The sequence below is a fragment of the Streptomyces sp. NPDC003077 genome (assembly GCF_040611095.1).
Classification (GTDB): domain Bacteria; phylum Actinomycetota; class Actinomycetes; order Streptomycetales; family Streptomycetaceae; genus Streptomyces.
Genome location: NZ_JBEXNM010000001.1, coordinates 28,867 through 54,901, shown reverse-complemented (window position 1 = coordinate 54,901; position 26,035 = coordinate 28,867). Strand labels below are relative to the sequence as shown.

18 protein-coding genes and 1 pseudogene are annotated in these 26,035 nt (G+C 69.3%); 10 read left to right on the top strand and 9 right to left on the bottom strand.

The genetic code is table 11. The features are described 5' to 3' along the window. Positions 1-14: 14 nt before the first annotated feature. The 5 genes from ABZX96_RS00190 to ABZX96_RS00170 form a co-directional block, all read right to left on the bottom strand. Positions 15-7,928, bottom strand: a complete 7,914-nt coding sequence (locus tag ABZX96_RS00190; RefSeq protein ID WP_355535219.1) for an amino acid adenylation domain-containing protein — start codon at positions 7,926-7,928, stop codon at positions 15-17. Positions 7,929-7,934: 6 nt separating this feature from the next. After that, positions 7,935-8,147: an MbtH family NRPS accessory protein gene (locus ABZX96_RS00185; RefSeq protein ID WP_355535216.1), complete on the bottom strand. Its 213-nt coding sequence runs from the start codon at positions 8,145-8,147 to the stop codon at positions 7,935-7,937. An 83-nt stretch (positions 8,148-8,230) separates the two neighbouring features. Further along, the gene (locus ABZX96_RS00180; protein WP_355535213.1) at positions 8,231-8,851 is read right to left on the bottom strand and encodes an LmbU family transcriptional regulator; all 621 of its coding nucleotides are present in this window, start codon (positions 8,849-8,851) and stop codon (positions 8,231-8,233) included. Positions 8,852-8,892: 41 nt separating this feature from the next. Beyond that, positions 8,893-10,032 (bottom strand): 50S ribosomal protein L11 methyltransferase, encoded by a 1,140-nt coding sequence (locus ABZX96_RS00175; RefSeq protein WP_355535210.1) that lies wholly within the window; start codon positions 10,030-10,032, stop codon positions 8,893-8,895. After that, entirely contained in the window at positions 10,029-10,508 is a 480-nt protein-coding gene (locus ABZX96_RS00170) for a flavin reductase family protein (protein ID WP_355535842.1), read from the bottom strand. Before ABZX96_RS00170 ends, ABZX96_RS00175 begins: the two co-directional genes overlap by 4 nt. A 397-nt stretch (positions 10,509-10,905) precedes the next feature. Here ABZX96_RS00170 and ABZX96_RS00165 point away from each other — a divergent pair, with 397 nt between their 5' ends. The 5 genes and pseudogenes from ABZX96_RS00165 (at position 10,906) to ABZX96_RS00145 (ending at position 17,615) form a co-directional block, all read left to right on the top strand. After that, the gene (locus ABZX96_RS00165; RefSeq protein ID WP_355535207.1) at positions 10,906-12,339 is read left to right on the top strand and encodes a DHA2 family efflux MFS transporter permease subunit; all 1,434 of its coding nucleotides are present in this window, start codon (positions 10,906-10,908) and stop codon (positions 12,337-12,339) included. Positions 12,340-12,646: 307 nt separating this feature from the next. Then, positions 12,647-14,071 carry a cation:proton antiporter gene (locus ABZX96_RS00160; RefSeq protein ID WP_355535204.1) on the top strand — a complete coding sequence of 475 codons (1,425 nt, stop codon included), beginning with the start codon at positions 12,647-12,649 and terminating at the stop codon, positions 14,069-14,071. Positions 14,072-14,203: 132 nt separating this feature from the next. Beyond that, a complete protein-coding gene (locus ABZX96_RS00155) occupies positions 14,204-15,574 on the top strand; it encodes a cytochrome P450 (protein WP_355535201.1) in 1,371 nt (456 codons plus the stop codon). A 226-nt stretch (positions 15,575-15,800) separates the two neighbouring features. Continuing rightward, positions 15,801-16,599: pseudogene (locus ABZX96_RS00150) on the top strand (terpene synthase family protein). Continuing rightward, positions 16,596-17,615, top strand: a complete 1,020-nt coding sequence (locus tag ABZX96_RS00145) for a polyprenyl synthetase family protein (RefSeq protein ID WP_355535198.1) — start codon at positions 16,596-16,598, stop codon at positions 17,613-17,615. The pseudogene ABZX96_RS00150 and the gene ABZX96_RS00145 overlap by 4 nt, the downstream one beginning before the upstream one ends. A gap of 254 nt (positions 17,616-17,869) precedes the next feature. On the opposite strand, the gene ABZX96_RS00140 is transcribed toward ABZX96_RS00145, so the two are convergent. Continuing rightward, positions 17,870-18,946 carry a pyridoxal phosphate-dependent aminotransferase gene (locus ABZX96_RS00140; RefSeq protein ID WP_355535195.1) on the bottom strand — a complete coding sequence of 359 codons (1,077 nt, stop codon included), beginning with the start codon at positions 18,944-18,946 and terminating at the stop codon, positions 17,870-17,872. Continuing rightward, complete coding sequence (locus tag ABZX96_RS00135) at positions 18,943-19,593, bottom strand: 2OG-Fe dioxygenase family protein (RefSeq protein ID WP_355535192.1); 651 nt, start codon at positions 19,591-19,593, stop codon at positions 18,943-18,945. Before ABZX96_RS00135 ends, ABZX96_RS00140 begins: the two co-directional genes overlap by 4 nt. 206 nt (positions 19,594-19,799) lie before the next feature. Between ABZX96_RS00135 and ABZX96_RS00130 the strand changes: the two genes are divergently transcribed. Continuing rightward, positions 19,800-20,546 carry a Clp protease N-terminal domain-containing protein gene (locus ABZX96_RS00130; RefSeq protein WP_355535189.1) on the top strand — a complete coding sequence of 249 codons (747 nt, stop codon included), beginning with the start codon at positions 19,800-19,802 and terminating at the stop codon, positions 20,544-20,546. A 35-nt stretch (positions 20,547-20,581) separates the two neighbouring features. Here the strand turns inward: ABZX96_RS00130 and ABZX96_RS00125 are convergent, their stop codons facing one another. Beyond that, positions 20,582-21,607, bottom strand: a complete 1,026-nt coding sequence (locus tag ABZX96_RS00125; protein WP_355535186.1) for a GNAT family N-acetyltransferase — start codon at positions 21,605-21,607, stop codon at positions 20,582-20,584. 447 nt (positions 21,608-22,054) lie between these two features. Here ABZX96_RS00125 and ABZX96_RS00120 point away from each other — a divergent pair, with 447 nt between their 5' ends. Beyond that, on the top strand, positions 22,055-22,525 hold the full coding sequence (locus ABZX96_RS00120) for a hypothetical protein (RefSeq protein ID WP_355535183.1): 471 nt from the start codon (positions 22,055-22,057) through the stop codon (positions 22,523-22,525). Between the two features lie 122 nt (positions 22,526-22,647). Here the strand turns inward: ABZX96_RS00120 and ABZX96_RS00115 are convergent, their stop codons facing one another. Further along, positions 22,648-22,872 carry a hypothetical protein gene (locus ABZX96_RS00115; RefSeq protein ID WP_355535180.1) on the bottom strand — a complete coding sequence of 75 codons (225 nt, stop codon included), beginning with the start codon at positions 22,870-22,872 and terminating at the stop codon, positions 22,648-22,650. Between the two features lie 3 nt (positions 22,873-22,875). Between ABZX96_RS00115 and ABZX96_RS00110 the strand changes: the two genes are divergently transcribed. Genes ABZX96_RS00110 through ABZX96_RS00100 form a run of 3 tightly spaced genes read left to right on the top strand, consistent with a single transcriptional unit; the run spans position 22,876 to position 25,378 of the window. Next, positions 22,876-23,058, top strand: coding sequence for a hypothetical protein (locus ABZX96_RS00110; RefSeq protein WP_355535177.1), 183 nt, complete (start codon positions 22,876-22,878; stop codon positions 23,056-23,058). Between the two features lie 8 nt (positions 23,059-23,066). Further along, positions 23,067-24,197 carry an MAB_1171c family putative transporter gene (locus ABZX96_RS00105; RefSeq protein ID WP_355535174.1) on the top strand — a complete coding sequence of 377 codons (1,131 nt, stop codon included), beginning with the start codon at positions 23,067-23,069 and terminating at the stop codon, positions 24,195-24,197. After that, entirely contained in the window at positions 24,194-25,378 is a 1,185-nt protein-coding gene (locus ABZX96_RS00100; protein WP_355535171.1) for an amidohydrolase family protein, read from the top strand. Before ABZX96_RS00105 ends, ABZX96_RS00100 begins: the two co-directional genes overlap by 4 nt. Positions 25,379-26,035 lie beyond the last annotated feature (657 nt).

The window sequence follows — 26,035 nt, the reverse complement described above, 5'->3', positions numbered from 1 at the left end:
GGCGCGGCGGCGTTTCAGGCCCCGGCCCTGACGCGCGCGTCGGCCGTGAACTCGGCGATGGTCCGGCGTTCCAGAACGATGCGTGGCTCGATGGGGAGTCCGAGCCGGGCGGTGAGCCGGCTGGAGATGGCGGCCGCCCGCTCCTCGTCGCCGCCGAGGGCGTAGAAGTCGTCGTAGATTCCGACCGAGCCGCGGCCGAGGACCTCGGCCCAGACCTCAGCCACGGCCTCCTGCATCCGGTTGCGTGCCGCAGTGGCCCGGGGGGCGGCGGGAGTGGCGGGGAGGACGGTCAGGGTGCCGTCGTTGTTCCAGCGGCCGCGGTCGCCGGTGGCCAGCATCCGGGAGCCGGGAACGCCGGAGAACGGGTCGGGCACGAACGCCGCCGCGGTCCTCGACGCCCGGCCCGCGTAGCCGTGGGCGAGGCCGGGGCCGGCGACGTGCACCTGACCGGTGGTGCCGATCGGTACAGGCCTCAGTTCCTCGTCGAGCACGTGGACCCGCAGGTCGCCGACGAGCCTGCCGTTGACGCAGACCGGTCCGCTCTCGTCGGGCCGGTACTCGTCGGCCACCTCGAAGGGCGGGGCGGTGGCCCCGGGTTCCGGCCGGCCGCCCCGGGTGATCACCAGCCGCGGCGTCGTGTCCTGCGGGCGCGAGCCGTACGACAGGTCCCTGGCCGACGCCGGGTCCAGGACGGCCACCGTGACGCCGTGGCCGGCCGGCCAGGCGACGTTGCCCTGTGCGGTGCGGGTCGTCTGGTCCGGGCCGATCACCACGGTGGCGCCGGCGGCGAGGGCGGCCCACAGCCGGGCGCCCGAGTCGGCTTGCGCCTCCTCCGGAAGCAGTCCCAGGCGGTCCTCGGGTGTCAGGGAGTGGGCGTCGAGGCATCCGGCGACCCGGGCGGCGAGGGCGTGGTGCGACAGCGGCATCCGGGTGCCGCCGCGTGCCACGGCGACGAACGCAGTGCTCTCTGCCGACACGGTCACCTGGGGCCGTGTGCCGTCGGCGTGGGCCCGCAGGCCGAGCTGCGTCCACGGCGTCGCCCCGTCGGCGAGGGCTTCGGTGAGCAGGACGCCGGCGCCCGCCTCCCGCATGATCCGCTCGCGCCGCTGCGCGGAGGCGGCGGGGTCCAGCGGCAGTACGGCGCCACCGGCCAGGAGTACCGCCAGCCCGCCGACGACGGAGTCGGGGGACGGCTCCGCGCAGACTCCGACCACCGTTTCCGGGCCGACACCGTGGTCCACGAGGGTCGCGGCGAGACCGGCGGCCCGGTCGAGGAGCTCGCCGTACGTGAGGCTCTCCTCACCCGCCACCACGGCGAGCGCGCCGGGGGCGGAACGCGCCCGCTCGACGACGCGTTCCTGCACGAGCGGCGCGGGCGTGTCCGTGCCTCGGCGTCCGAACCCGTCGGTGAGCAGGCGCTGTTCCTCGCCGGTCAGCAGGTCGAGGCGGGACAGGCGCAGCGCGGGGTCGTACGCGATCTGCCGGAGGATCAGCAGGTACCGGTCCCACAGGCGGCGCATCGTGACCGCGTCGAAGAGGTCGGCGGAGTAGACGACCAGCCCGTGCCAGTCGCCCTCGTCCTCCTCGATGAGGTGGAGCTCCAGGTCGGCGCGGGTGGTGACCAGGTCCAAGTGGAAGGGGTCCACGTCGAGGCCGTCCAGGGCGAGCCGAGCGGCGGCGGCCGAGCCGGAGTCGGTCGGCTGGACCACCTGGAAGAGCACCTGGACCAGCGGGTTGCGGCTCAGGTCACGCACCGGGGCGAGTTCCTCGACCAGTTTCTCGAAGGGCAGTTCCTGGTGGTTGAGGGCGTCGTGCACGCTCTCCCGCACCCGGGCCAGCAGGTCGAGGTACGTCGGATCGCCGCCGCAGTCGGTGCGCAGCACCAGCCAGTTGGCGAAGAAGCCGATCAAGTCCTCCAGTTCGCGGTACGACCGTCCGGCCACTGGTACGCCCACGGCCACGTCCGAGGCTCCGGACCAGCGGCTGAGCAGCGCGTCGAAAGCCGCGAGGAACACCATGAACAGGGTGGCCGAGCCGCGCTTGGCGACGCCTTCCAGGGAGGCGATCACGTCGGCCGGCACGGTGAAGTCGAGCCGGTGGCCGACGTAGTTGAGCGTGGGAGGCCGCGGTCGGTCGGTGGGCAGCTCCAGCGGCTCCAGACCGGCGAGCCGCTTCGTCCAGTAGGACGTCAGCTCCTCCAGGACGGGACCGCGCAGCCTGCGGCGCTGCCACTCGGCGACGTCGGCGAACTGGACGTCCAGGGTCCTGGGTGCGCCACCGGCGTACAGGGTCTCGAGTTCGTCGGTCAGCACCGACAGGGACCAGCCGTCGGCGGCGATGTGGTGCGAGGCGATGACGAGCACGTGGTCGTCGGCGCCGACCCGGTACAGGCGGGCGCGCAGGAGGTGGTCGGCGGTGAGGTCGAACAGGTCCCGGCCGAAGCGCTCGCCGAGCACCCGGGCCTCGTCGGCGTCAGCCACGTCGACCACCTGGACGTCGACCGGGGCAGCGGGGCGCACCAGCTGGAGCGGCACTCCGCCGACGCGGCCGAACGTGGTGCGCAGGACGGTGTGCCGTTCGGCGACGGTGGTCAGCGCCCGGGACAGGCGTGCCACGTCCACGGGGCCGCGCAGCCGGAAGCCGAGGGCGACGTTGTAGAAGGGCTGGTCGGGCGCGAGTTCGCCGAGGAACCACAGCCGTTCCTGGCCGAAGGACATCGGCAGGTCGGTGCGCCCGACGAGGTCGCCGTGGAACACCCGTGCCGGGCCGGCGCTCTCCACCCGGCCACCGGCCGCCTCGACGCGGTCGGACAACTCCTCGAGCGTCGGACTCTCCAGCAACGCCGACAACTCCAACTCGACCCCGAACTCACCCCGCAGCCGCGACACCACCTGCGCCGCCAGCAACGAATGCCCGCCCAGATCAAAGAAGTTGTCCTGCGCCCCCACCGACTCCACACCCAACACCTCGGCCCAGATCCCGGCCACCACCGCCCGCACCGACCCGGCCGGAACAACCTCCACCCGGCCACCAGCCGCCACGACACGGTCGGACAACTCCTCGAGCGTCGGACTCTCCAGCAACGCCGACAACTCCAACTCGACCCCGAACTCACCCCGCAGCCGCGACACCACCTGCGCCGCCAGCAACGAATGCCCGCCCAGATCAAAGAAGTTGTCCTGCGCCCCCACCGACTCCACACCCAACACCTCGGCCCAGATCCCGGCCACCACCGCCCGCACCGACCCGGCGGGAGCCGGGGTTTCGGCGGACGGTGCCGCGGGCCTGGGCAGGGCGCGCCGGTCGGCCTTGCCGCTGGTGGTCTTCGGCAGCTCCGTCAGGGTGACGAAAGCGGACGGGACCATGTAGTGCGGCAGCCGGTCGCGGACGTGGGTTCGCAGTTCCTGCTCGGCGACGGTCGGTCCGGCGGGGACCACGTAGGCGACCAGGCGCCGGTCGCCCGGGGTGTCCTCCCGGGCGATCACCGCGGTCTCGCGGATTCCGGGGTGCCGGAGCAACTGGGCCTCGATCTCGCCGAGTTCCACGCGGAAGCCGCGGATCTTCACCTGGTCGTCGGCACGCCCCAGGAACTCCACCGAACCGTCGGCGGTCCACCGGCCGAAGTCGCCCGTGCGGTAGAGGCGGGCGCCGGGCCGGCCGTCGAACGGGTCGGGCACGAACCGTTCCGCCGTCAGCGCGGGCTGCCCGGCGTACCCGCGGGCCACGCCGATGCCGCCCACGCAGATCTCGCCCCGGGCTCCGCCGGGGACCGGCTGGAGCCGGTCGTCGAGGAGGTAGACCCGGGTGTTGTCGACGGGGCCGCCGATCGGCAGCGCTCCGTCGTCGTCCCCGAGGTCCGCGGGGAGGTACGTGGCCTGCGTCGAGATGACCGACAGCTCGGTCAGTCCGTAGACGTGGTGGACGGTGGCTATGCGGCCCGTCCAGCGGCGCAGGGTCTGCGCCGGCAGCTGTTCGCCGCCGATGACCAGGGTGCGCAGCCGCACGCCGGAGTCCGGGTCGAGGCCGGACCACAGGGCGGGCACGGTCTGGATGATCTCGATGCCGGACTTCCTGATGAACCGTTCCAGGCCGGGCCCCGAGGTGTCGTCGGCGGTCGCCAGGTGCAGCTCGGCACCGCTGACGAGGGCGACGTAGACGTCGAGCACCGACACGTCGAAGACGGGCGAGACCGCCTGGCCCACCTTGGTGCCGCTCTCGACGCCCCAGGTGCGTGCCGAGGACAGCGCGATGTTGACGATGCCGCGGTGCGGCACCATGACTCCCTTGGGCCGGCCCGTGGAGCCGGAGGTGAAGATGACGTACGCGCAGTGGTCGGGGCCGACCGCGACGGGCGGCGGTCCCGGGCGCTCCTGTCCCGCGACGTGCACGTCGACGACCCGGCACCCGGTCGGCGCCGCCCAGTCCTGGGCGACGTCCGGTGAGGAGACGACCAGCGAGGCGCCCGCCGTATCGATCATGTAGGCGAGGCGGTCGGCGGGGTCGCCCGGGGACAGCGGGAGGAAGGCGCCGCCCGCCTTGAGGACGGCGAGCTGGCCGACTACCGAGTCGATGCCGCGGTCGAGGCACACTCCCACCACGGAGTCGGGCCGGAGCCCGTGGTCGTACAGCGTCCAGGCCAGCCGGTCGGCGCGGGCGTCGAGCTCCGCGTAGCTGATCGAGATGTCCCCGCGGACGACGGCCACGCGGCCCGGCGTACGCCGGGCCTGTGCGGCGACGAGCTCGTGCAGGGGGAGGTCGGGGACCGCTCGCTCGGTCCGGTTGAACCCGGAGACGACTTCGTGCCGCTCCTCCTCGGACAGCAGGTCCAGCCGGGACAGCGGCAGGTGCGGTGCGGCAGCGAACTGCCTGAGTACCCGGACGTACCGCGCCCACAGCCGGCGCATGGTCGGCTCGTCGAACAGCTCGGTGGAGTAGACGAGTTGCCCCGACCAGGCGCCGGAGGCGTCCTGCGCCACCTGCATCTCCAGGTCGAGCCGGGTGGTCAGTACGTCCACCTCGAACGACTCGGCCTCCAGGCCGGGCAGGTCGAGTCCGCCCGCCCCGGCCTCGCGGGCACCCGCGACGTGGAAGAGCACCTGGACGAGCGGGTTGCGGCTCAGGTCCCGGACCGGGGCCAGCTCCTCGACGAGCTTCTCGAACGGCAGCTCCTGGTGGTCGAAGGCCGCGTGGGCGTCGCCCCGCACGCGCTCCAGCAGTTCCGCGAGCGTGGGGTCGCCGGCGCAGGAGGTGCGCAGCACCACGGTGTTGACGAGGAAGCCCATCAGGGACTCCAGCCTGCGGTGTGACCGGCCCGCCACCGGGACTCCGACGGCGATGTCCGGCTGCCCCGACCAGTGGCTGAGCAGCGCGTCGAAGGCGGCGAGTAGCACCATGAAGAGCGTGGCCGACGCACGCTTGGCGACGGCCTCCAGCTCCTCGACGAGGTCGTCGGGCAGCGCGAACGTCAGCCGGTTCCCCGCGTAGCTGAGCGCCGCGGGACGCGGGTGGTCCGTGGGCACCTCCAGCGGGACGAGCCCGGCGAGGCGCTCCTTCCAGTAGGCGCGCTGCCCGTCCAGCGCCCCGCTCTCCAGCCGCTCCCGCTGCCAGCGCGCGTAGTCGGCGAACTGCAGGTCCAGCGGGCCGGGTTCGGCTCCCGCATAGAGGGCGGAGAGCTCCTCGCACAGGAGCGACATGGACCAGCCGTCGGCGAGGATGTGGTGCACCACGAACAGCAGGACGTGCTCACCTCCGGCCGACCTCAGCAGCCCGTAGCGGACCGGCGGTCCCGCCTCCAGGTCGAAAGGACGCAACAGCCACGTGCTGGTGGTTTCGCGGGCCGCGTCGAGGTCGGGGACGTCGACGGTCTCCAGGGAGACGGGAGCGGCCGGGTGTACGACCTGACGGGGTACGCCGTCGACGCGGGCGAACGACGTGCGCAGTACGGCGTGCCGCTCGGCCAGGTCGTCCAGTGCCCCGGTGAGCCGCGGCAGATCGAGTTCTCCGCGCAGGCGGAAGGCGAGCGCCACGTTGTAGAAGGGCTGTCCGGCGGCGAGTTCGCTCAGGTACCACAGCCGTTCCTGGTCGAACGAGAGCGGCAGCTCCCGCTCGTGCGCGAGATCACCGTCGTAGAACCGGACGGGCCCGTCCGTCTCGCCCAGCCCGGATCCGTCCGTGCTGTCCGCCCGGGCGGACTCCACCCGTGCAGCGAGCCGGTCCACGTCCGGCCCGTCGAGCAGCGCGGAGATCTGCAGGTCGACGCCGAACGCCTCCCGTACCCGGGCCATGACCTGGGCGGCCAGCAGCGAGTGACCGCCGAGGTCGTAGAAGTCGTCGTCGAGGCCGACTCGTTCGACGCCGAGGACCTCCGCCCAGATGGCGGCGATGGTCTCCTGCACGGGTGTCCGGGCGGCGACGGGGGCGAGGGCGTCCTCGGCCCGGGAGCCGCTCGGCCGGGGCAGTGCCTGCCGGTCCACCTTGCCGCTGGCCGTCTTCGGCAGTTCGGGGAGGACCACGACCGCGGAGGGCACCATGTAGTCGGGCAGCCGGCCGCGCAGGTCGGACCTGAGCCGCGCCTGAGGGAGGGCGCCGTCGGCGGCGACGACGTAGGCGACCAGCCGTTTGTCGCCGGGCGTGTCCTCGCGCGCCGTGACGGCGGCCTCCCGGACGTCCGGGTGGGCCAGGACGTGCGCCTCGACCTCGCCCAGTTCGACTCGGAAACCCCGGATCTTCACCTGGTCGTCCACGCGGCCGAGGAAGGTGATGGTGCCGTCCTCGGAGCGGCTGCCGTAGTCCCCGGTGCGGTAGAGCCGGGCGCCGGGTTCGCCGGAGAAGGGGTCCGGCACGAAGCGGTCCGCCGTCTGGGCCGGGCGGCCGGCGTATCCCCGGGCCACACCCGCTCCGCCGACGTAGATCTCGCCTCGCTGCCCCGCTGCGACCGGTCGCATGTCCGCGTCGAGCACGTGGACGGTGGTGCCGGGGAGGGCGACGCCGATCGACGGGTAGTCGCGGACCGGCGGCGATACCTCGCCGCTGGTGCAGATGACCGTGGCCTCGGTGGGGCCGTAGGCGCTGACGAAGACGCGGCCCTTCGCCCAGTGGTCGGCGACCTCGGGTGGCACGGCCTCACCGCCGGAGATCAGCTGCCGGAGCCGCGGCAGTTCGGCCCGCGGCATGGACTGGAGCGCGGCGGAGAGCACGGCGGCCGTGGTGACCTCGTACTTCTCCAGCACGTTCAACAGGTCGCCGCCGGAGCCGACGGTGTCCGGCGGCAGCAGGACCAGGGTGCCGCCGTTGCACAGGGCGAGGCAGAAGTCGAAGACGCTGGCGTCGAACCGCACCGGGGCCAGCTGGAGCACACGCTCCCCCGGCCCGTGCCGGTACAGCGTGCGCTGCGCCCGGGCGAGGTTGACGACCGCGCGGTGCGGGACGACGACGCCCTTGGGGGTACCCGTGGATCCTGATGTGTAGATCACGTAGATGGCGTTGTCGGCGTCGCCGCGGCTGTCGAGGGGTGCCGCGGAGTACCGCGCGACCTCGTCCGCGGTGTCGTCGACGTCGACCACCGTCCACGGACCGTCGGGCCAGGGGGAGGTGATGCCGGATCGGCTCAGGACCAGGGGCGCGCCGGCGTCCGCGAGCATGAAGGCCACGCGGTCCGGTGGATCCGCCGGGTCCAGCGGCAGGTAGGCACCGCCCGCCTTCATGACGGCGAGCAGAGCCACCACCTGGTCGATCCCCCGCTCCAGGCACAGCCCGACCACGGTTTCCGGTCCGGCTCCCCGCTCGCGCAGGAACCGGGCCAGTTGACTGGCGCGCCCGTCGAGTTCGCCATAGCTGATCTGTTCCGTTCCGCAGACCACGGCAACCGATTCGGGAGAAATCCGCGCCTGGTCGGAAACCAACTCGTGGAGCAGAGACCGATCCGGCATTTCCGCTCAGCCCTCCTGAGCCGTGTTCGCTGCGACGGCCTTGCGCACGCTCAACGGCCGTATGTCGGTCCACACGTTTTCGATATGGGCTAGGCAGTCCTCCTTCGGACCACTGAATCCCGCCTCACGCCACCCCGTTGGCAATTCCTTTTCCTTTGGCCAGATCGAGTACTGCTCCTCATGGTTGACCACCACGGAGTATTCGTCTGCACCCATCATCCCGATACCTCATTCCACACGCCGGAGTAGGCTGTGACCAGCGACAGCGGATGCTATTTATGGCCCTTCTCGGGCGTCAAGGTTCAGAGGGGCAGGTGCCGTTGACCGACACCGACGAGATCGCCATGCTGAAGAAGCTCCACCGCTTCCCTGTCGAGTACTCGCTGAATCCACTCGTCGAGTGAGGTTCCGGCTCTGCTCGCGGCTTGTTCCCAGCGCCGCATTCGTTCGGCCGGCGCTTTGAGCGTGACGGTGGCAGCGGTGACGTCCTGGATTCTGTCGCCGGTCGCCTTGCTTTCCTTGATATTCCGGCGCAGTTCGGTGACGGACCATCCCTCCTGCTCGGCACGGTCGAGCCACAGCTCCTGTTCTTCCTCGGTCAGGGCCGCGACTTCGGCGTGGTGTTGCATGCTCAGCGTGTCCCGTCGACGGGACACGTCGAACCTTCTTGCCACCCAGGCGTAGTTCCGCAGTGTCTTGTAGTGGAGCGAGCTCGCCTCGATTGCTCGTTTGTAGCGGTCCGGGTACCGGTTCTGCCCGTAGATGAGCCAGTCGCCGAGCCACCAGGACGAGGCGTCCGTGATGGAGAATATTTCGACACCGATCGAGATCCAGGCCTCCAGGGGAACGGCCCGTGGAAAGGTCAGGCTGGTGCGTTTCTTCTGGACCTTCACCGAAGAGACACCGGGGCGTCGTACGTTCATGGGAATTCCCCCGTTCATTGCTGTAAATGGAACAGACCGGCTCAGGAAGAAATCGAGACGATGGCCGGTGCGACGTTGCGGATACCCCCCCGCTTGAGGGACCTCACCAGGGACTCCGCTTCCGCGCGGTCGTCGGCGAGCAGGCAGCCGGGCTGGATGCGGAGTCTGTCGATGGCGTCGGCGGGGACGCTGAGGGCGGGGTCGGCCACCTCGGTCACCTTCACTCCGGCGAGCGGGGCGGGGCCGCCAAGCCACTCCGCCACCACGTCCTCGGCACCCGGCAGGCGATGCGGCACAGGAACGATGACGAGGATCTCGGCCAGCCCTCCAGGGGCGGCGAGCGCTTTGGGAAGGCACCCGACGACGTCTTTGACCAGGCCTGACGCGTCGAGGACGGGAGCGTCCCCGGACGGGTCCGGCCGGCCGGGGGCGCGGCCTGGCGCGTTGAACAGGACGTGGTCGACGGGACCGAACTCCTCCAGTCCCGCGCGGAAGTCCCCCACCTCGAAGGCCGCTTCGCGTCCGGCGAGAAGCGCGTTCAGGCGGGCGTAGGCCACGGCTCGCGGATCGATGTCGATACCCGCCACGGACGCGTAGCGGTCGGAGCGGTGCAGCGCCAGGACACCGGACCCGGTGCCCACGTCCAGGAGTCGTTTTCCGCGGGGTGCGGTGTTCTGCAGCAGAAGCAGGGTGCTGGCGTGCGGGGGCATCACCGGGTCGAAGGCGCCTTCGGCTTTTTTGGCCATGACCGGGTACCCGTCGAATTCCGCCCGGCACTCGAACAACTGATCCGAGAGGTAATACGCTGACCCGAGCGGCGAGATGGAGACACGGGCGCTTATCTTTCCGCCGGTTTCCTGCATGATTTGAAGCGCGTCGAACGCGGAGCGCAGGGTACGGGAGATCCGGCGCTCGTAGAGGTCGAGCGCGATCTCGCCGTTCCTGACGAAGAGTTCCGTCAGCACGCCCGCCGGGTCGGCGGAGAGTTCGTTTGCTCGGTCTCGTGACCAGAGGGAGTAGAGGGCGGAGTTGCGCAACAGGTCCGTATCGCCCGCCGCTCCGAGAAGTGATGCGGCGGAATCGGAGGTGAATCCATGCGCCGCCAGTTCTTCACCCAATCCGTGCAGGGCGGAGGTGAAGGAGGGCGATCTGGTCGCCGACGCATCGATCCAGGGAATCATGGGGAGTCCACCTTGTGAGTCGACTGAACGAACTGACGGTCCACATAGAGCAACGGGTCTGATTCCTGCGGGGCCAGACGCACCTCCACGACGAGGCCGATCAGCAGAAGATGGGTCGAGCGGTCGACGACCTGGTCGAGTTCGCAGACGAAACTCGCCGGGGAATCCGCGAGCAAGGGCACACCCGGCCGTTCCTCGCGCCACTCCCCGTAGGAGAAGCGGGCTTCGCCCCATACTCCCGAGATCAGTCCGGCGAACGCCTCGGCGACGGGCCGCTGCCGGGCGGACAATACGTTGACGGCGAAGGCCGGGGCCGTCCGGACGGCCGCCCCGAGCCGGGTGTCCTTGTTGATGCACGCGACGAGCGACGGAGGGTCCGCCGTGAGGGAGCAGACGGCGGTTGCCGTAAGACCGCACGGCTCACCGCTTTTCGTGCTTCCGCTGATCACGCAGACCCCGCCGGCCAGGCGCCTCATGCCCACGCGAAAGTCGTCAGAAGGCCGTTGGATCACCGTGAACTCCCCCGACGTGCACGTTGCTTGAGCACGTCCTCGAATTGACCCGTACCGGCAATCGATTAGAGCAACGCTGGATGTTGGGTGGGAAGAAACAGCCCGCTCGCGACTCGGGCCCTCGACACCGCGCGTCGACCCGTCAAACACAGGCGGCCGACCAATGGCTCGACCCTGTCGGGAAGTGACCGGATTCCGGCTACTCACATGCGCACAAGCCCATCTGACGACACGTCAGAGAGTCGCCCACCCCGAACAAGAGCCCGACACCGAGTGGCAAGGCTGCCTTGACAAACTCGATTTGTCAATCAAACATTGCCGAGTCCTGCTTGCCGTCGACACGCAAGGAAGCGGATCGCGCATGAACGCCTCTCCCCCCACCCCCCTGCGTTTCCCGCCCGTGTTACGCCGGGTCGTCCTGGTGACCGTGCTCGGCTCGGTCATGACGTACCTCGACGCGACGATCGTCAACGTCGCCCTGCGTTCCCTGTCCGACGACCTCGACACGTCGCTGGCCACGATCCAGTGGCTGGTCACGGCCTATCTCCTGGGGCTCGCGGCCGTGATCCCGGCGAGCGGTTGGGCCGCGGCCACCTTCGGGGCCAAGCGGGTGTACGTGTTGTCCATCGCCGGCTTCACCGTCGCCTCACTGGCCTGCGGACTCGCCCAGAACGTCGAGCAGTTGATCGCCTTCCGCGCCCTCCAGGGCGCCGCCGGCGGTCTCGCGCTGCCGATCGCCACGATGATCATCGTGCGGCTCGCGGGTCCCGAGCGTCTCGCCCGCGTCATGAGCATCAGCGGGATCCCGACCCTGCTCGCCCCGGTGTTCGGCCCCGTGCTGGGCGGCTTCCTGGTCGAACACGCGGGCTGGCACTGGATCTTCTACATCAACGTGCCGATCGGGGTGCTGACCGTCGTCCTCGCCCAGTGGCTGGTTCCGGCGGACACCGCGCAGCAGGGCGGGCGGCTCGACGTCCCGGGCCTGTTCCTGATGTCCCTCGGATTCGCGGCCCTCACCTACGGTCTCGCCGAGATCGGTACGACCGCGCGCGTGATGTCCGCGCAGGTGCTCGTCTCGCTCGCCGTCGGCGTGGTCCTGATCGCCCTCTTCGCCCTCCACGCGCTGCGGGCCGCCCAACCCCTCGTCGACATCCGTCTGTTCCGCAACAAGCTCTACTCGGCGGCCCAGCTGACCAACGTCTGCCTCGGCTCCGCGGTCTTCGGATCGGTCATCCTGATGCCGCTCTACTTCCAGATCGTGCGCGGCGAGGACCCCGTGGCCACGGGCCTGCTGCTGATCCCCCAGGGCATCGGGGCCGGTTTCGCGATGATGGTCAGCGCCCGGCTGACGGACAAACTGGGCAGCGGACGGGCGGCCCTCCTCGGCGGCGCCGTCAGCACCGTCGCCACCGTCCCCTTCCTGGTCATCGACGCGGACTCCTCCTACTGGTTCCTGGGGCTGGCCATGGTCCTCCGCGGCTTCGGGATCGGGGCGTGCGCCATCCCCGCGACCACCGCCGCCTACCGGGTCATCCCTCCGGCCAAGGTCAACGACGCCACGATCCAGATCGGCATCCTGCAGCGCGTGGGCGGCTCCACGGGCACGGCCCTGTTCGCGGTGATCCTGCAGAACGAACTCGGTTCCGCGAGCAGCGCGACGGCACAGGCCTCCGCCTTCGGCACCACCTTCTGGTGGGTCCTCGCCACGGCGGTCCTGGCCACCGCACCGACCCTGTTGCTCACGGCGGCCGAACGCCGCGCGGCCGCACCCGTCGCCGTACCGGAGAACGCCTAGCCGACCCCCGAGGGAACCGAATCACAGGCCCCTGGCCTGCCGCGTTCCCGCGTGCGGCCCCCCTCGCCCGCGGGTGTTCCCGCATCGACGCCCACGTCGCCGGCACATCGGACGACGTGGGCGTCGTCATGTGCGGACGGCCCTGTCCGACGGCACATTCCTGGACCCGGAAGCGGACCGTTCGCTACCTTCACGCTTCGTCCGGCAAGGCCGCGGAGCCCGCTCGGCTTTCCCAACTACGCGGCTGCCCAGGCTGGTTGCAGCGCTGCGCGCTCCTGGCCCTCCGACTCCCATGGACGAGGTGAATGTGACGCAACGTGCTGTCGAGAAGAACACCTCCCAGTCGTCCGCCCGCGACGGCGGGGGTTCTTCCCCTGCCCGCCGTCGTGCCCTCGGTTACGGACTGCTGGTCGTCCTGCCCCTGCTTGCCGCCACCGTGCTCCTGGTCTCCCACGGCGACCGCCCGGCCCGCGCGGCTGCCGGGAGTCCCGAGAACCACGCGGCCGCGGCGCTGTTCTTCGCCATCGCGGTGGTGGTGGGCGCGGCCCGGCTGGCCGGCCTGCTCGCGGCACGCCTCGGGCAGCCCCAGGTCATCGGCGAACTCCTGGCGGGCATCACCCTCGGCCCGACGGTGCTGGACCGCCTCGCCCCGTCCGTCCGGGCCTGGCTCTTCCCCCAGGCCGCCGTCACCGGCATCGACGCGCTGGCCCAACTCGGCCTCGTGCTGTTCATGTTCGGCGTCGGCCAGGAGGTCGTACGCAACAGCCGTGACCGGTCCGGTCGCGACGGCGGCCTGATCGCCCTGACCTCCCTCGTGCTGCCGTTCGCGGCGGGCACCGCCATCGCCCTGCCGCTGGCGTCGCGGTTCGCGGGCGCCGCCGGTGACAGTCTCACGTTCGCCCTCTTCGTCGGCTGCGCGCTCAGCATCACCGCCTTCCCGGTCCTCGCGCGCATCCTCACCGACCTGGACCTGATCCGAACGCGCACGGGACGCCTCAGTCTCTTCTCCGCCGCCATCGGTGACGGCATCTGCTGGCTGCTGCTGACGGCGACCCTGCTCCTGGCGCAGGGCGGTGACCTGTCCTCGCTGTGGCGGCCCGTGCTCCTGACGCTGCTGACGGCCGTCGTCCTGCTCGGTCCGGTCCGTGCCGGACTGGCCCGTTACCTGGTCCACGGCGACCGGCAACCGAAGGCCGCGTTCGTGCTGGTGATCGCCGTCGTCGGTATCGCGGGCTCGGCGGGGATCACGGCCCTGCTCGGAATCCACCAGCTCATCGGGGCCTTCCTCTTCGGGCTGGCCTGGCCGGCGGCGCTGCCTCCCGAGACCTCCGTCGTCCCCTCGCTCGGCACCATGGCGCACCTGCTCCTGCCGTTCTTCTTCCTGGGCTTCGGTCTGTCCGTGGATCTGGGCGACCTGCCGCTCACCACCGAGACGCTGGCCGTCGCCTGTCTGCTGACGGCCGTGGCGATCGTCACCAAGGTCGGCGGTGTCGCCCTGGCCGCCCACTTGTGCGGGATGGGCCGCAGGGAGGCGGCGACCCTCGGCCTGTTGATGAACGCACGAGGACTCACCGAACTGGTGGTGCTGGGCATCGGCCACGAGGCCCGGCTCATCGACGGCGAGATGTTCGCCATGCTCACCCTGGTCGCCCTGGTAACCACGCTGATGACGGGCCCGGGGGTACGGCTCTTGGCCGGACTGCGCGGACCGGGACGGGAGCCGACGCCATAACCGGCCACGAGCGGCCGGCGAGCGGACGCGGAATCGCCGCGCCGCCCACCCTCGCACCGTTCATCCCCGCGCCGCCCACCCGCACACCGCGACCACCGTCCGCCTCCTCTTCCCCCACGGAGCCGCTGCCTCATGACACCGCGAGAACTTCCCGTCGCCGGAGCCCGCAACCTGTTCGGCGGCGCGCTCGCCTTCAAACGCGACCAGTTGGGCTTCCTGGCCGAGAACATCCGCCGCCACGGCGACCTGTTCCGGTTCAGTCCCCTCGGTGTCCCCATGGTCCTGGCCAACCACCCCGACCACATCCAGCACATCCTCGTGGACGGGGAGGAGCGCTACGACAAGGACGCGACCATCTTCAAGGTCGTCAGACCCGTGCTCCGCAACGGCCTGATCTCCATAGCCGACAAGGAGCAGTGGAGCCGCCAGCGGCGCATGATGGCGCCCCATTTCACCCCGCGCACGGTCGCCGGGTTCGCCGAGAACATGACGAGTGAGACCGTGCACATGCTGGAGCGCTGGGAGCGCCGCCCGCGTTCCGCTGGTGACGTCCTGGACGTCACCGACGAGATAGGCCAGCTGGCGCTGCGGATCGTCAACCGATCGCTGTTCAGCGCCGACGTGAGCCGGGCCGCCCAGGCCTTCGAGCGCGCCTTCGCCGCCGCCAACAATGTGCTCGGCTCGTTCTTCCGGTTCCCCTTCCCGCCGCTGAGCTGGCCCACCGCGCGCCGCCGTCGGCTGCGCAGCGCCATCGACGACATGGACCACTTCGTCTCCGGCGTGATCCGCGAGCGACTGAGCGGCGAGGGCGCCGGGCAGACGGACCCGCAGCGGCCGGACCTGCTGACGCTGCTCCTGCACAGCGTGGACGACGACGGCACCGCAATGGACCTGGAACAGCTCCACCACGAGGTGCTCAACCTCTGCATCGGCGCCTTCGAAACCACGACCAACACCCTCTCCTGGGCGTTCTACCTGTTGGCACGGCATCCGCAGGCAGAGCAGCGCCTGCACGCCGAGGTCGACCAGGTGCTCGCGGGACGCGTCCCGCGGTTCGAGGACCTGCCGCAGCTCACCTACACCCGCAGGGTTATCGACGAGACGCTGCGTATCTACTCCCCCGCCTACCAGACCATGCGGCACGCGCGCGAAGAGGACGTCATCGCCGGCTACCGCATTCCGTCCGGCAGCAACGTGCTCCTCAACAGCTATCTGCTGCATCGGCACCCGGAGTTCTGGCCGGACCCCGATCGGTTCGACCCAGAGAACTTCGCGCCGGAGCGCGTGGCCGCGCGACCGAAGCACGCGTACATCCCCTTCGGCAGCGGCCGACGCGTGTGCATCGGCAAGCACTTCGCCCTGACCGAACTGACGCTGGCGCTCGCCACGGTGGCGCGCGGACACCGGCTGCTGCTGCCGGACGGTGCGCCCGTCGTGGAACCGGAGCCGCTGATCACGCTGCACCCGCGCGGCGGGGTCCACCTCCGCCTCGTACGCCGCTGAAGCCCCCCACCCCCTCTCCACTGGAGCTGCTGTGATCGACGTAGCCTGCCCGTTCCCCTTCGCGGTCAGCCCGCACGCCCCACAAGCCCGTAAGCACCTGTCGATCTGGACGCGGGACACCGGCCTCCTGCGCGGTACCCGCGCCCGGGAACGCTTCGAACGCGCGGACTTCGGCTGGTTCGCGGCGCTGGTCTATCCGACGGCCGATGCGGAGACGCTGAAGCTGATGGCCGAGTGGTTCGCGTGGCTCTTCCTGGTGGACGACCAGCTGGACGACGGGGACTTCGGCCGCTCCCCGGAACGCATGGCGCAGGCGGTCCGCCTGATGCGGCGGATACTCGACGATCCGTCCGCAGAGCGTGGCACGCCCCTGCCCCCGGCCGCCGACGCGCTCGCGGACCTGTGGCACCGTACGGCGAGCCGGGCGTCGCCGGCGTGGCACGGGAGGTTCGCGGACCATCTGGAGCAGTGCCTGACCGCGGCCACCGTCTGGGAGGCCGGGAACCGGATGCGGGGCCGTACCGTCCGAGGACTCCTACATCGCCAACCGGCGGCACACCGGCGCCATCTACGTGTGCATGGACCTCATCGAGATCGTGGAGCGGGTGGAGGTCCCGGCCGAGGACTACACCGCGCCCACGTTCCGCACCGCGCTGGACGCCGCCTGCGACGTCGTGTGCTGGGTCAACGACGTGCACTCGCTGTCCAAGGAGCGTTCCCTGGGCGAGGTCCACAACCTCGTCTACGTCGTGGAGCACCACCGCCGGCTCGATGAGCGCCAGGCGCTGGAGGCGGTGGGCGCCGCGATCGCGCAGCGCACGGAGGTCTTCCTGGCCGCCGAGGAGCGCCTGCTGCGAGAGCACCCCGACGACGTGCCGTGGCTGCGTCCGGCTCTGGCGGGGATGCGGTCGTGGATGCGCGGCAACCTCGACTGGTCGCGGCGCACGCAGCGCTACGCGCCCGGTCCGGCGGAGGGCGACCCTGGCAGCTACCTGGAGGCCGACCTGATGGACGTGCGACCGTGACCGCCGTCAGCGCCGAGCAGGACGTGTGGGGTCTGCTGTCCCAGGTCCGGCAGCTGACGGAACCGGCCCTGCGCAAGGCCGTACGACGGCTGCCCGAGCCGACGCGTGCCGTGGCGGAGTACCACTTCGGCTGGCGGGACCAGGAGGGCAACCCGGCCACCGGAGACTGGGGCAAGGGGATACGCGGAGCGCTGGTCGTCGCCTCCGCGCGGGCCATGGGCGCCGATCCGGAACAGGCGGTACCGGCGGCCGCGGGTGTCGAGCTGGTCCACAACTTCTCGCTCGTGCACGACGACCTCATGGACCGGGACGCGCTGCGCCGCAAACGCCCGGCGGTGTGGTCCCTGTTCGGCGACGCGCAGGCCGTGTTGACGGGAGACGCACTGCTGGTCGTGGCGATGGAGGTGCTGGCCGAGGACCGCACGATGCTCGGGGAGCTGTGCGACGCGCTGCTGGCCCTGGTGGCCGGACAGAGCGCGGACCTGGCCTTCGAGCAGCGCACGGATGTCGATCTCGACGAGTGCCTGGCCATGGCCGCCGGGAAGACGGCAGCGCTGCTGTCGAGTGCATGTGCGCTCGGTGGGCTGGCGGCGCGGGCGACACCGCGGCAGACGAACGCCCTGCGCCGGTTCGGACACCACATGGGGCTGGCCTTCCAGCTCGTCGACGACCTGCTGGGCATCTGGGGCCGCAGCTCGGTCTCGGGCAAGCCGGTCGGGGCGGACCTCAGGCGGCGCAAGAAGACGTTGCCGGTCGTTGCGGCGCTGCGCGCAGACGTGCCCGAGGCCTGGCGGCTTGCCGAGGTGTACCTGTCGGGGACCGGGCCGCTCGGTGAGACCGAGATCCGCGAGGCCGCCCGTCTGGTCGACCAGGCGGGCGGGCGCGCCTGGGCGGAACAGGAGGCACAACGGCAGCGGGACAGGGCCCTGGCGGCACTGGCGGCGGCCGATCCGGAACCCGAGGGCGTCCGGACGCTCACGTCACTCGCCGAGGTGATCACTCAACGCCACTGGTGAGTCGGACCGACGGCATCTCCCGGCGGCGTCAAACGTGACGCTGTCGGCGCGGGCGAAGGCGTTGGCCTCGGTCACCAGCAAGGGGCACCTCGGCGGCTCCCTGGCCTCCAGCGCCCATCCGCGCCACCGCCCGGCCGGGCCGCGATTCCGGGCAGCGTCACGCCGCTCCGGTCCCGTTCACAGGACACGCCCGGTCGTCGGGCACCACGGGGAAGCGCGCGTCGGCCCGGCCACCGGCCTGCGCTGCCAACGAGTCAGTCGATGTCGGCGAGGACCTTGCCGAGTCGTTCCAGGCCCTCCTCCAGGACCTCCGCCGGTCGTGCGAAGCTGACGCGGAGTGCCTTTTCAGCGCCGAAGACCTCGGCCGGCATCACCAGCGTCCGGTGGTGCTCCAGCAGCCGCTCGGCGATGTCCCGGGAGGAGGACGCGGCCAAGGTGTTCACCCAGGCGAAGGGGGTGCCCTGCGGCGGGACCAGCCGCACGGTGTCGCTGTGCCGATTCGCGAACTCCCGCAGGGTCCGCAGACCGGGTTCCACCAGGCGCCGGTAGCGATCGACGTGCTCCGCGCGGCGCCGCAGCACGAGCTCGGCCGTACGCTCCCAGACCAGGGAGTTCGAGACCGTGGTGTAGCGCTTGTAGTTGACGACTCCTTCGACGACGTCGGCGGCGGCGCACACCCATCCCAGCCTCAGGGCGGGCATCCCGAACACCTTGGACAGGCCCGAGACCGAGATGGCCCGGGGGTGGCGGTGGACCACCGACTCACCGAAGTCCAGCAGGTACTCCTCGTCGTTGACCACCCAGATGCCCCGCTCGGCCGCCACCTCCATGACGGCCGTGAAGTCGTCGGGGCCGAGCACGCAACCGGAGGGATTCCCCGGGCTGTTGAGGATGATCATCCGGGTGTGCGTTCCCAGGGCCCGCTTCAGCGCCTGGATGTCGAAGCGGGTGCCGGGCGGCCAGGGCAGCACGGTGACGTCGCATCCGATGTGCCGGGGCACCTCCCAGGCCTGCTGCCAGCCGGGGCTGGTGGTGACCACGTGGTCACCGGCCCGGAGCAGCGTGCGGTACAGCAGGTAGAGCGCCTCCTGGGCGCCGTGCGTCACGGCGACGTGATCGGCGGAGACGGCCACGCCGCCGTACATGTCCGCGATCGCGCGCCGCAGCTGCGGCCGGCCGCGGTCGAGGCTGTAGTCGAGCTCCCATTCCGGCTGAATTTCCAGATCGCCAAGGAGCTGGAACTGCACGCCGCTTTCCGCAAGGTCGATGTCGTACCTTCCCTGCGCCTCGTCGAAAAGCCAGTGCTGGATGGCGTACTCGGATATGCTCACGCGCTCGACTCCCTCTCTCTCGTCAAGTCAAAGGTGACCACGACCACGTCCCGGTGGGCAGTGGCGCCGGGGAATTTCGGGGTGATAGGGCTGACATAGTGCACGACCCTGCGGTCATCGAGGTAGAGCGTTTCTCCCGGAGCCATCACCCGGTCCAGTAGCACATCACCCTCTCCATCCCCTTCACGGACGAGCGAGATACCGCCGCTCACGTTCTCGGCGGCGACCACGGTCACGGCGATGCCGTCGAATCCGTCCCGGTGGAAACCTTCCGGAGCGGGCAGACCAACCAGCCCGTCACCAGCGACGATGCGGATCTGGTGACAACCGATGACGAAGTCGTCACTCCCGATGAGCTTCCGCACACCAGGGTCGCGGACCAGTTCCTCGGCGAACTCACGCACCGGCTTTCCCAGTGGACCGAAGCGCCGTTCGATCCCTCCCGCATAGCCGTTCAGATCCTCGCTCTGCAGGAAGGTCGAATCCTCCTGCCAGAGAATCTCGTCGCTCTCGATCCGAGCGGTTCCGAACGCCCGGAAACGAAACGGAGTCTGTGACTTCACATACTCGTCCGGAGGCAGGCTGTTGAAGCTCAGGACAAGCTCGTCCGATATCTTTCCGCACACATTGAAGAGAGCCAGACGCATGCATGTGCTCCGCATTCCCCGACGAATCCGAACGACGATGTTCGCCGAGTCGAACACAGTGCGATCCGAGGGGTCAAGATTTGAGCGCGCCGACCACCGGCCGCCCCTACGGCACCTCTCCCGCCATGGCCGGAAACCGCAGCCCCGCTCCCGTTAGAGGCAAGCCAAGCTTGACAAACTTCCAACTGTCAAGGAGTACTTGCCTCATGACTCTTCCCGACCTCGACGACCTCATCGCCGAAGTGGACCGGACGTGTGACTCAGCCCACCGCCCCGGCGGGCAGGACCAGCCCGACTGGCTTGCGCTACTGACGGTGGCCGCCGGCATCTCCGGCCAACTGCAGGCGCTCGCCGACGACTTGGTGGAGGACTACGTCGAGCACTGTCGCATGCACGGCGTCTCCTGGGCGGACATCGGCGCGGCCCTCGGCGTCACCCGGCAGGCGGTTCAGCAGCGCTTCCACGCGCCGCACAAGCGGTACACCCCGGAGATGCTGACCGAGGGCCTGCGACAGGCCATGACACACATGAAGCGCGCCGCCGTGCAGCACCGCAACAACTACCTCGGAACAGAGCACCTGTTGTACGGCCTGACCGCGGAGGAGGACGACGTCCCTGAGAACACGGCAATCCACCTCCTGCGCGCGGTGGGCGCCTCGCCAGAGAAGATCCATCGGGCGGTGGAGTCCCGGCTCAGCTGGGGGGCCTCTCAGGCGGCGGAACGCATCGCGTGGACTCCCTTCTCCCGCAAGGCCATCGCCATCGCGGAGGAACGGGCGACACAAGGGGGGTCCTCGGCGCTGATCGACTGCGATCACCTGCTGCTCGGGCTCGCTCAGATCGGCCGGGGCTTGGCCGCGACAGTACTGAGCGAGGTCGGCATCACCCTGGAGGTCCTCGAAGAGGCCGTCGTACAGGGCAGGTCGGCCGTCGTCTCCCCCCAGGGCAGCTGAGGCCGCAACCTCATGCCGACCCGGCACAGGGGCGGTCAGGCCGGCACGAGGTGCGGCGTGGTGAGGACCGACAGGGTGGAGGCCCACTCGGGCTGATACTGCCCCGCTCCGCCCTGTTCGGGGCCCGGCGTGCGCCCCAGGTGCAGCGTGGTGAACCCCTTGCGGCCGAGGTCCGCAATGAGGTACCGCAGCAGGGCGTGGTCCGGGGCGAGGTGCCGGTGCCCGGCATCCGTCACTGGCACCAGGGAGTAGCAGTGGCGGCCGCGCGTCAGGCACAGCCGCGCCGCGACCACCGTGTCATCGACCGCCAGGGTCGCGATGAACGTCTTCGTCGCGTCGAGCCGGCGCAGGACAGATCTCCAATGATCCAGGTCAGACACCGGTCTCGACCCGGAGAACAGGGGGTCGTACCAGCGCGGCGCACGCAGGGCCGCCATGACGGCATGGGCGTCCAACAGGGCCTGGGGGTGGTGCGTGCGGGCGTACGTCACCCGCTGCTGCGCGGCGGCACGATCCCAGGCACGCTGCCTCCGCTGGTGCTCCCGCCGGGTGGAGCGGGACAGAGCGGCATAGACGAAGGGCAGGCGCACGCGGGCGTACTTGGTGTCGACGCGGTTCCACCCGGCACTCTGGGATATCTGCTTCAGGGACCGCCCCAAGCCGCTGGTGGCGAGGACGTCCGTCATGCTGACGCTCTCGCCCTCCTCCTCGGTCAGCAGCATCAGATGGAACACGAACGACGCCGCGACAGCGGGGTCATCCGCGTGCGGGCCCACGGGCCGGATGCATTCGGCGTACGGCGCCGAGAGCGGGACGATGCGCGTGTCGGCTCCATCCTCGTGACGGGCGAGAGCCAGAGCGGCGAGCGGTCTTCCCGTCGGGGACGTCGCGACAAGGATGACGGGTGTCATCGTCGGGGCGAGATGCTGCACCCAGGCGATGAGCCAGGCCGGCGATTGGAACGGCGTGGCGGCCGTATCCCTGGCGTACAGCTCGCGCCAAGGACCGCCGAGGAAGTCCATGGCCTGCGAACCGGTGTACATGCGTAGGGCGTGACTCATGGTCGTCCTCTTGCCGTTCTGTACGTGGGAGGTTGGCCGTACGAGGGGGCACGAATCGTGAAGGGTCCGGCTTCTGACTGGCGCCATCACCGCAGCGGGGCTTCGCAGTGGACAGGCACCTCTGGTGTGACGGGTGAATGGCGCCGGGAGCGGGATGAACCCGCCTACGGCTTCGCCCTCGGCAGCATGGAGTTGCACATGCGAATGTGAAGCGCCTCCTCACCTGGGCGTACGGCGTAGATACGCGCGGCGACCCCAGCCGCGCCCTTGATCACCGCGTACGCTCCGGACCAAGCATGGCCGAGTTCTTGGCGAAGCGTCCAAGATATTGGCACCTAGCCTCAGTCGAGGTCAACCAGAGTGAGGTGTGGTCCAACAAGTGCCGCAGAATGACGGCTGTACCATCCTGAAGGCGCAACAGGCCGAACTGGCGCAAGGAGCATGGTCATGAAGTCAGAGGGGGACCAGGAACAGCAGCGCTCATTGGCTGAGCGTTTGAACTCGCTGTTCGCGTTGGTGCGGTGGACCGACGCGCACGGCCGGCAACGCGAGTACTCCACCGCCGAGGTGGCCAAGGCAGTCACCACTGACCCGTCGCATCCGACGACCTTGTCCCGGAGTTATCTGGCGATGTTGCGCAACGGGTCGCACACCAACCCGACGTTGAGCGTGCTGGAGGGTCTTGCCAAGTTCTTCGACGACCACCGCTCGTCGGGGACACCACCGATCACGGTGCAGTGGCTGGTCGCGCAAGAGGATCCCGAGGACGAGTTCCTGCGGCAGCGACTTGCCGATCATCAGGTACGAGCGATCGCGATGAGAGCGGGTGAGATGACCCCGGCCATGCGCAAGCAACTACTGAAGATGATTGAGATCTTCGACCAGGACGGCGCCCTCGATCCCGACCCTGGAGAATGAGAAAGGAAACCGTGGTCGTACGCGAACGTGAGCTCCGCCGCCACTGCAGACATCTGCTGCGGAAACTCGACATCCAACCTCCCCTGCGCGTCGATGAGTTGTGCCGCAGGCTCGGTGAACATCTAGGCAAACCCATCCGGCTGATTCCCTGGGCGCTTCCAGTCCCAGGCCCTTTCGGACTCTGGATGTCCCGTACGGACGAAGAGGTGATCTTCTATCAGAAGGAAACCACCCGCGTTCACCAGGATCACATCATCCTGCATGAGGTAGGCCATATCCTCGCCGATCACCAGGATGACGGTGACATAGGCGACGATCTCCCTGATCTTGGCCCGGAATTCCCTCACGACTTGACCACACGAGGCTTTCGTCGTACCTGCTACTCCGAGGACTACGAGCGCGAGGCCGAACTGATAGCGACGATCATCCAGGAGTGGGCGGTGATCATCGACTACATCACTCCCCGTGCACCCGAGGACCCAGCTCTCGGTCCGCTGCGCTCCGCACTGAGCCCCCAGTGGGGGTGGATGTAATGTTCCAAGTGCCTCTGATCGCCTTGCTGAGCATCGGGGTGCTCTGGAAGGGCATCGACCTGGCACGCGCGCCCCACGACAGGGTGCTGCGCTTTCTCGCCGCCTCCTTGCTCATGCTGCTGTGCGGAGAAGTACTCAGCCTTCCCGAGGTCAACGGGGCGATCGACGCCGCCACGGCCGTCGGCGTCGGCAAGGTGGCGTTCAACGGAATCTACATGTCGGGCCTGTTCTCCCTCATCCTGTTCTTCACCTCCTCTGCGCGCGGCAAGAACGGCTCATATCGTCGGCAGGTACGGACCAACGCCAGCCTCCTCGCCGGTGCCCTGATCGCCCTAGCGATCTCCATGGCCGCCACACCTGCGACGATGCGAGGCCACTCATTGGGCACCCCATACATGGCGGAGCCGACCATCGCCTCGTTCTACATCATCGGGAACGCCTACTTCGTCTACGCCTACCTAGCCTCCGCGGTCTGGGCTCTGCGCTACGGGCGCAAAGCGTCCCGGCACCTCGGACTCGGCTTGTGCACCATGGCCCTGGGACTCCTCGGACTGACCATCACCGCAGTCAACCGGATGATTCTGGTGATTCTGCGCATCGACAAGCCCGGGTCGCACGAGGCGTTCAATACGGTGAACTGGTCCATAACCGACTGGGCCATGGGAATCGTTCTCATTGGAATCTGTTACTCGGCCTGCGTTCAGTTGATCACACGCCTGCGGTCGATCGTGCACCACCGCCGCATGTACCACGAGCTCACTCCTCTGTGGACGGCCCTGACCACCGCCTACCCAGAACTCGTGCTCAACCGGACACCAGCCGGTTCCAACTGGGATCGTCTCCGTCAGCCCCGTACCCACGAGCAGCGGTTCTATCGTCGGCTCATCGAATGCCGAGATGGACTGGTGCGCCTTAGTCCCTACGTGACGCGTGTCGCGCCTGATGCCGATCTCGCCCATGGCCCGGCCGATCAAATCGCTCGGCACATCACCAAGGCACTGGCGCTGAAGCAGACTAGCGAGTCTCCGCATACCGAGTTGTCCGCCGCTCGGATCGCGTTACCGGCCAGCAATGACCTGGGCGCCGACGCCCGTGAACTCATCGCCGTATCCCACGCCCTACGCGAGAGGAAATCGTGAACAAGGTACTGATCACTGCGCATCGTGTCATCGCCGGGCCTGCGGACCAGGTGATCGTCGACGGCGCCGTGCTCGTCGAGTCCGGCGTCATCGCCGCGGTCGGTCCTGCCACCCAGTTGGACGCGTTAGCGGATACGCAAGTGCCTCGGTTGCGGTGTCCCGGAGCGACAGTGATGCCCGGAATGATGGACTGTCATGTCCACCTCGCCTTCGATGCGGGTCCGAACTTGATCAGCGCAGTGGCCGACGCCAACCCGTATGAGCTGTCCACCGCTATGGCGGACCGTGCCCGGCAGATGCTGGCAGCAGGGGTGACGACCGTACGCGATCTCGGCGACCGTGACGGGCTCACCGTGGCGTTGCGTGCCTCCATCGACTCCGGGATCACAGTTGGACCCCGTATCGTCGCGGCAACCGCACCATTGACATCACGCGGCGGTCACTGCGGCTTCCTCGGCGGCGAAGTGACCACGGATGAAGACATCCGAACACAGATTGCCCGCAACGCGGCAGCCGGAGCCGACCTGATCAAGGTGATGGCCTCTGGCGGCGCGCTCACCCCGAACGGTCCACGCATGTGGGAGGCGCAGTTCACACCCCGCCAACTGCACCTGATTGTCGAGGAAGCGACACGCCATGGCCTCCGAGTGGCCGCTCACGCTCACGGCACTGAGACCATTGGTCATTGTGTGGCTGCTGGCGTCCAGACTATTGAGCACTGTTCCTGGCGCACCGCGGAGGGCATCGTCTACGACCCAGCGATCACGCAGCGTATCGTCGACAACGACATCTCCATCTGCCGCTGCGTCTCCGGGGACTGGAAACTATTCCTTGAGCAGATGGGGCCCGAACGCTCAAAGGCGATGATCGAGGTCATTCAGGAGATGCGCGAGGCCGGTGTCCGGTTCATCGCCGGCACAGACGCCGGCGTGCCGGGGGCACGGTTCGACGACTACGTCGGCATGCTCGAGTTCTTCGCCTCGCTCGGCTTCAAACACGCCGAGATCCTCGATATGGCCACTGTCAACCCCGCCCATGCCCTCGGATTGTCCGATACCGGCGCCTTGGCGCCCGGCATGCGCGCCGACCTCATCATCATCGATGGCAACCCCTTGACCGAATTGGCCGCCCTCCGCCGGATCCAACATGTCTTCACGGCGGGCCGCTCGGTCACCAAGTGAAGGGTGCTCGACGGGGCCTGTCACCGGGCAGTGTTCAGGCCCAGCCCCTCATGGACGGCGAATGACACACCATGACGGTGGTCTCCGACCGCGTCCCGGACGCCGCCCCCACCGGAGGATGATGTCGACACGGGTGATGTTCGCGTAGGCCCTGGCCTGGAGGAGGACTCGAGCTGTGGACATGGGAGCCCAAGAGGCGGATGACCGGCTTCACCGTGCTCAACCGCGCAGCAGCCCAACCGTGGACTGACTCGGTGACAAAGGCGGTCCCAGTCGGTCGACCAGCGGCTGAAGATGCTGGAGCTGTCGGGATGCGGAGGCGAAGTGATCACGCGCCGCCGTGTCCTGTCGCCTCAACATCGTCCCGAGCCTCGCGCTTTACTTCAGGCACGGCCCAACACCATGCGAGGTACTTCAAGTCGAGACAGTGCCGGGACAGGCCCTTCGACACCGTCGTCACCAACCACCCCATCGCCGGGCAGGGCATCAACGACGCCTGCTGGGATGCCACGGTGTGCCCGCGCGCCTTCCCGATTGGATGCGCGGCGTCTTCGAGACCGTCTGGAACGGCCGCGCCGGGCAAGGCGTCAAGCTCAGCAACCACCTGCTGACCCAGAGCTCGGACCACGTACTCAAGGTGCTCGGCGCGGTCACCAC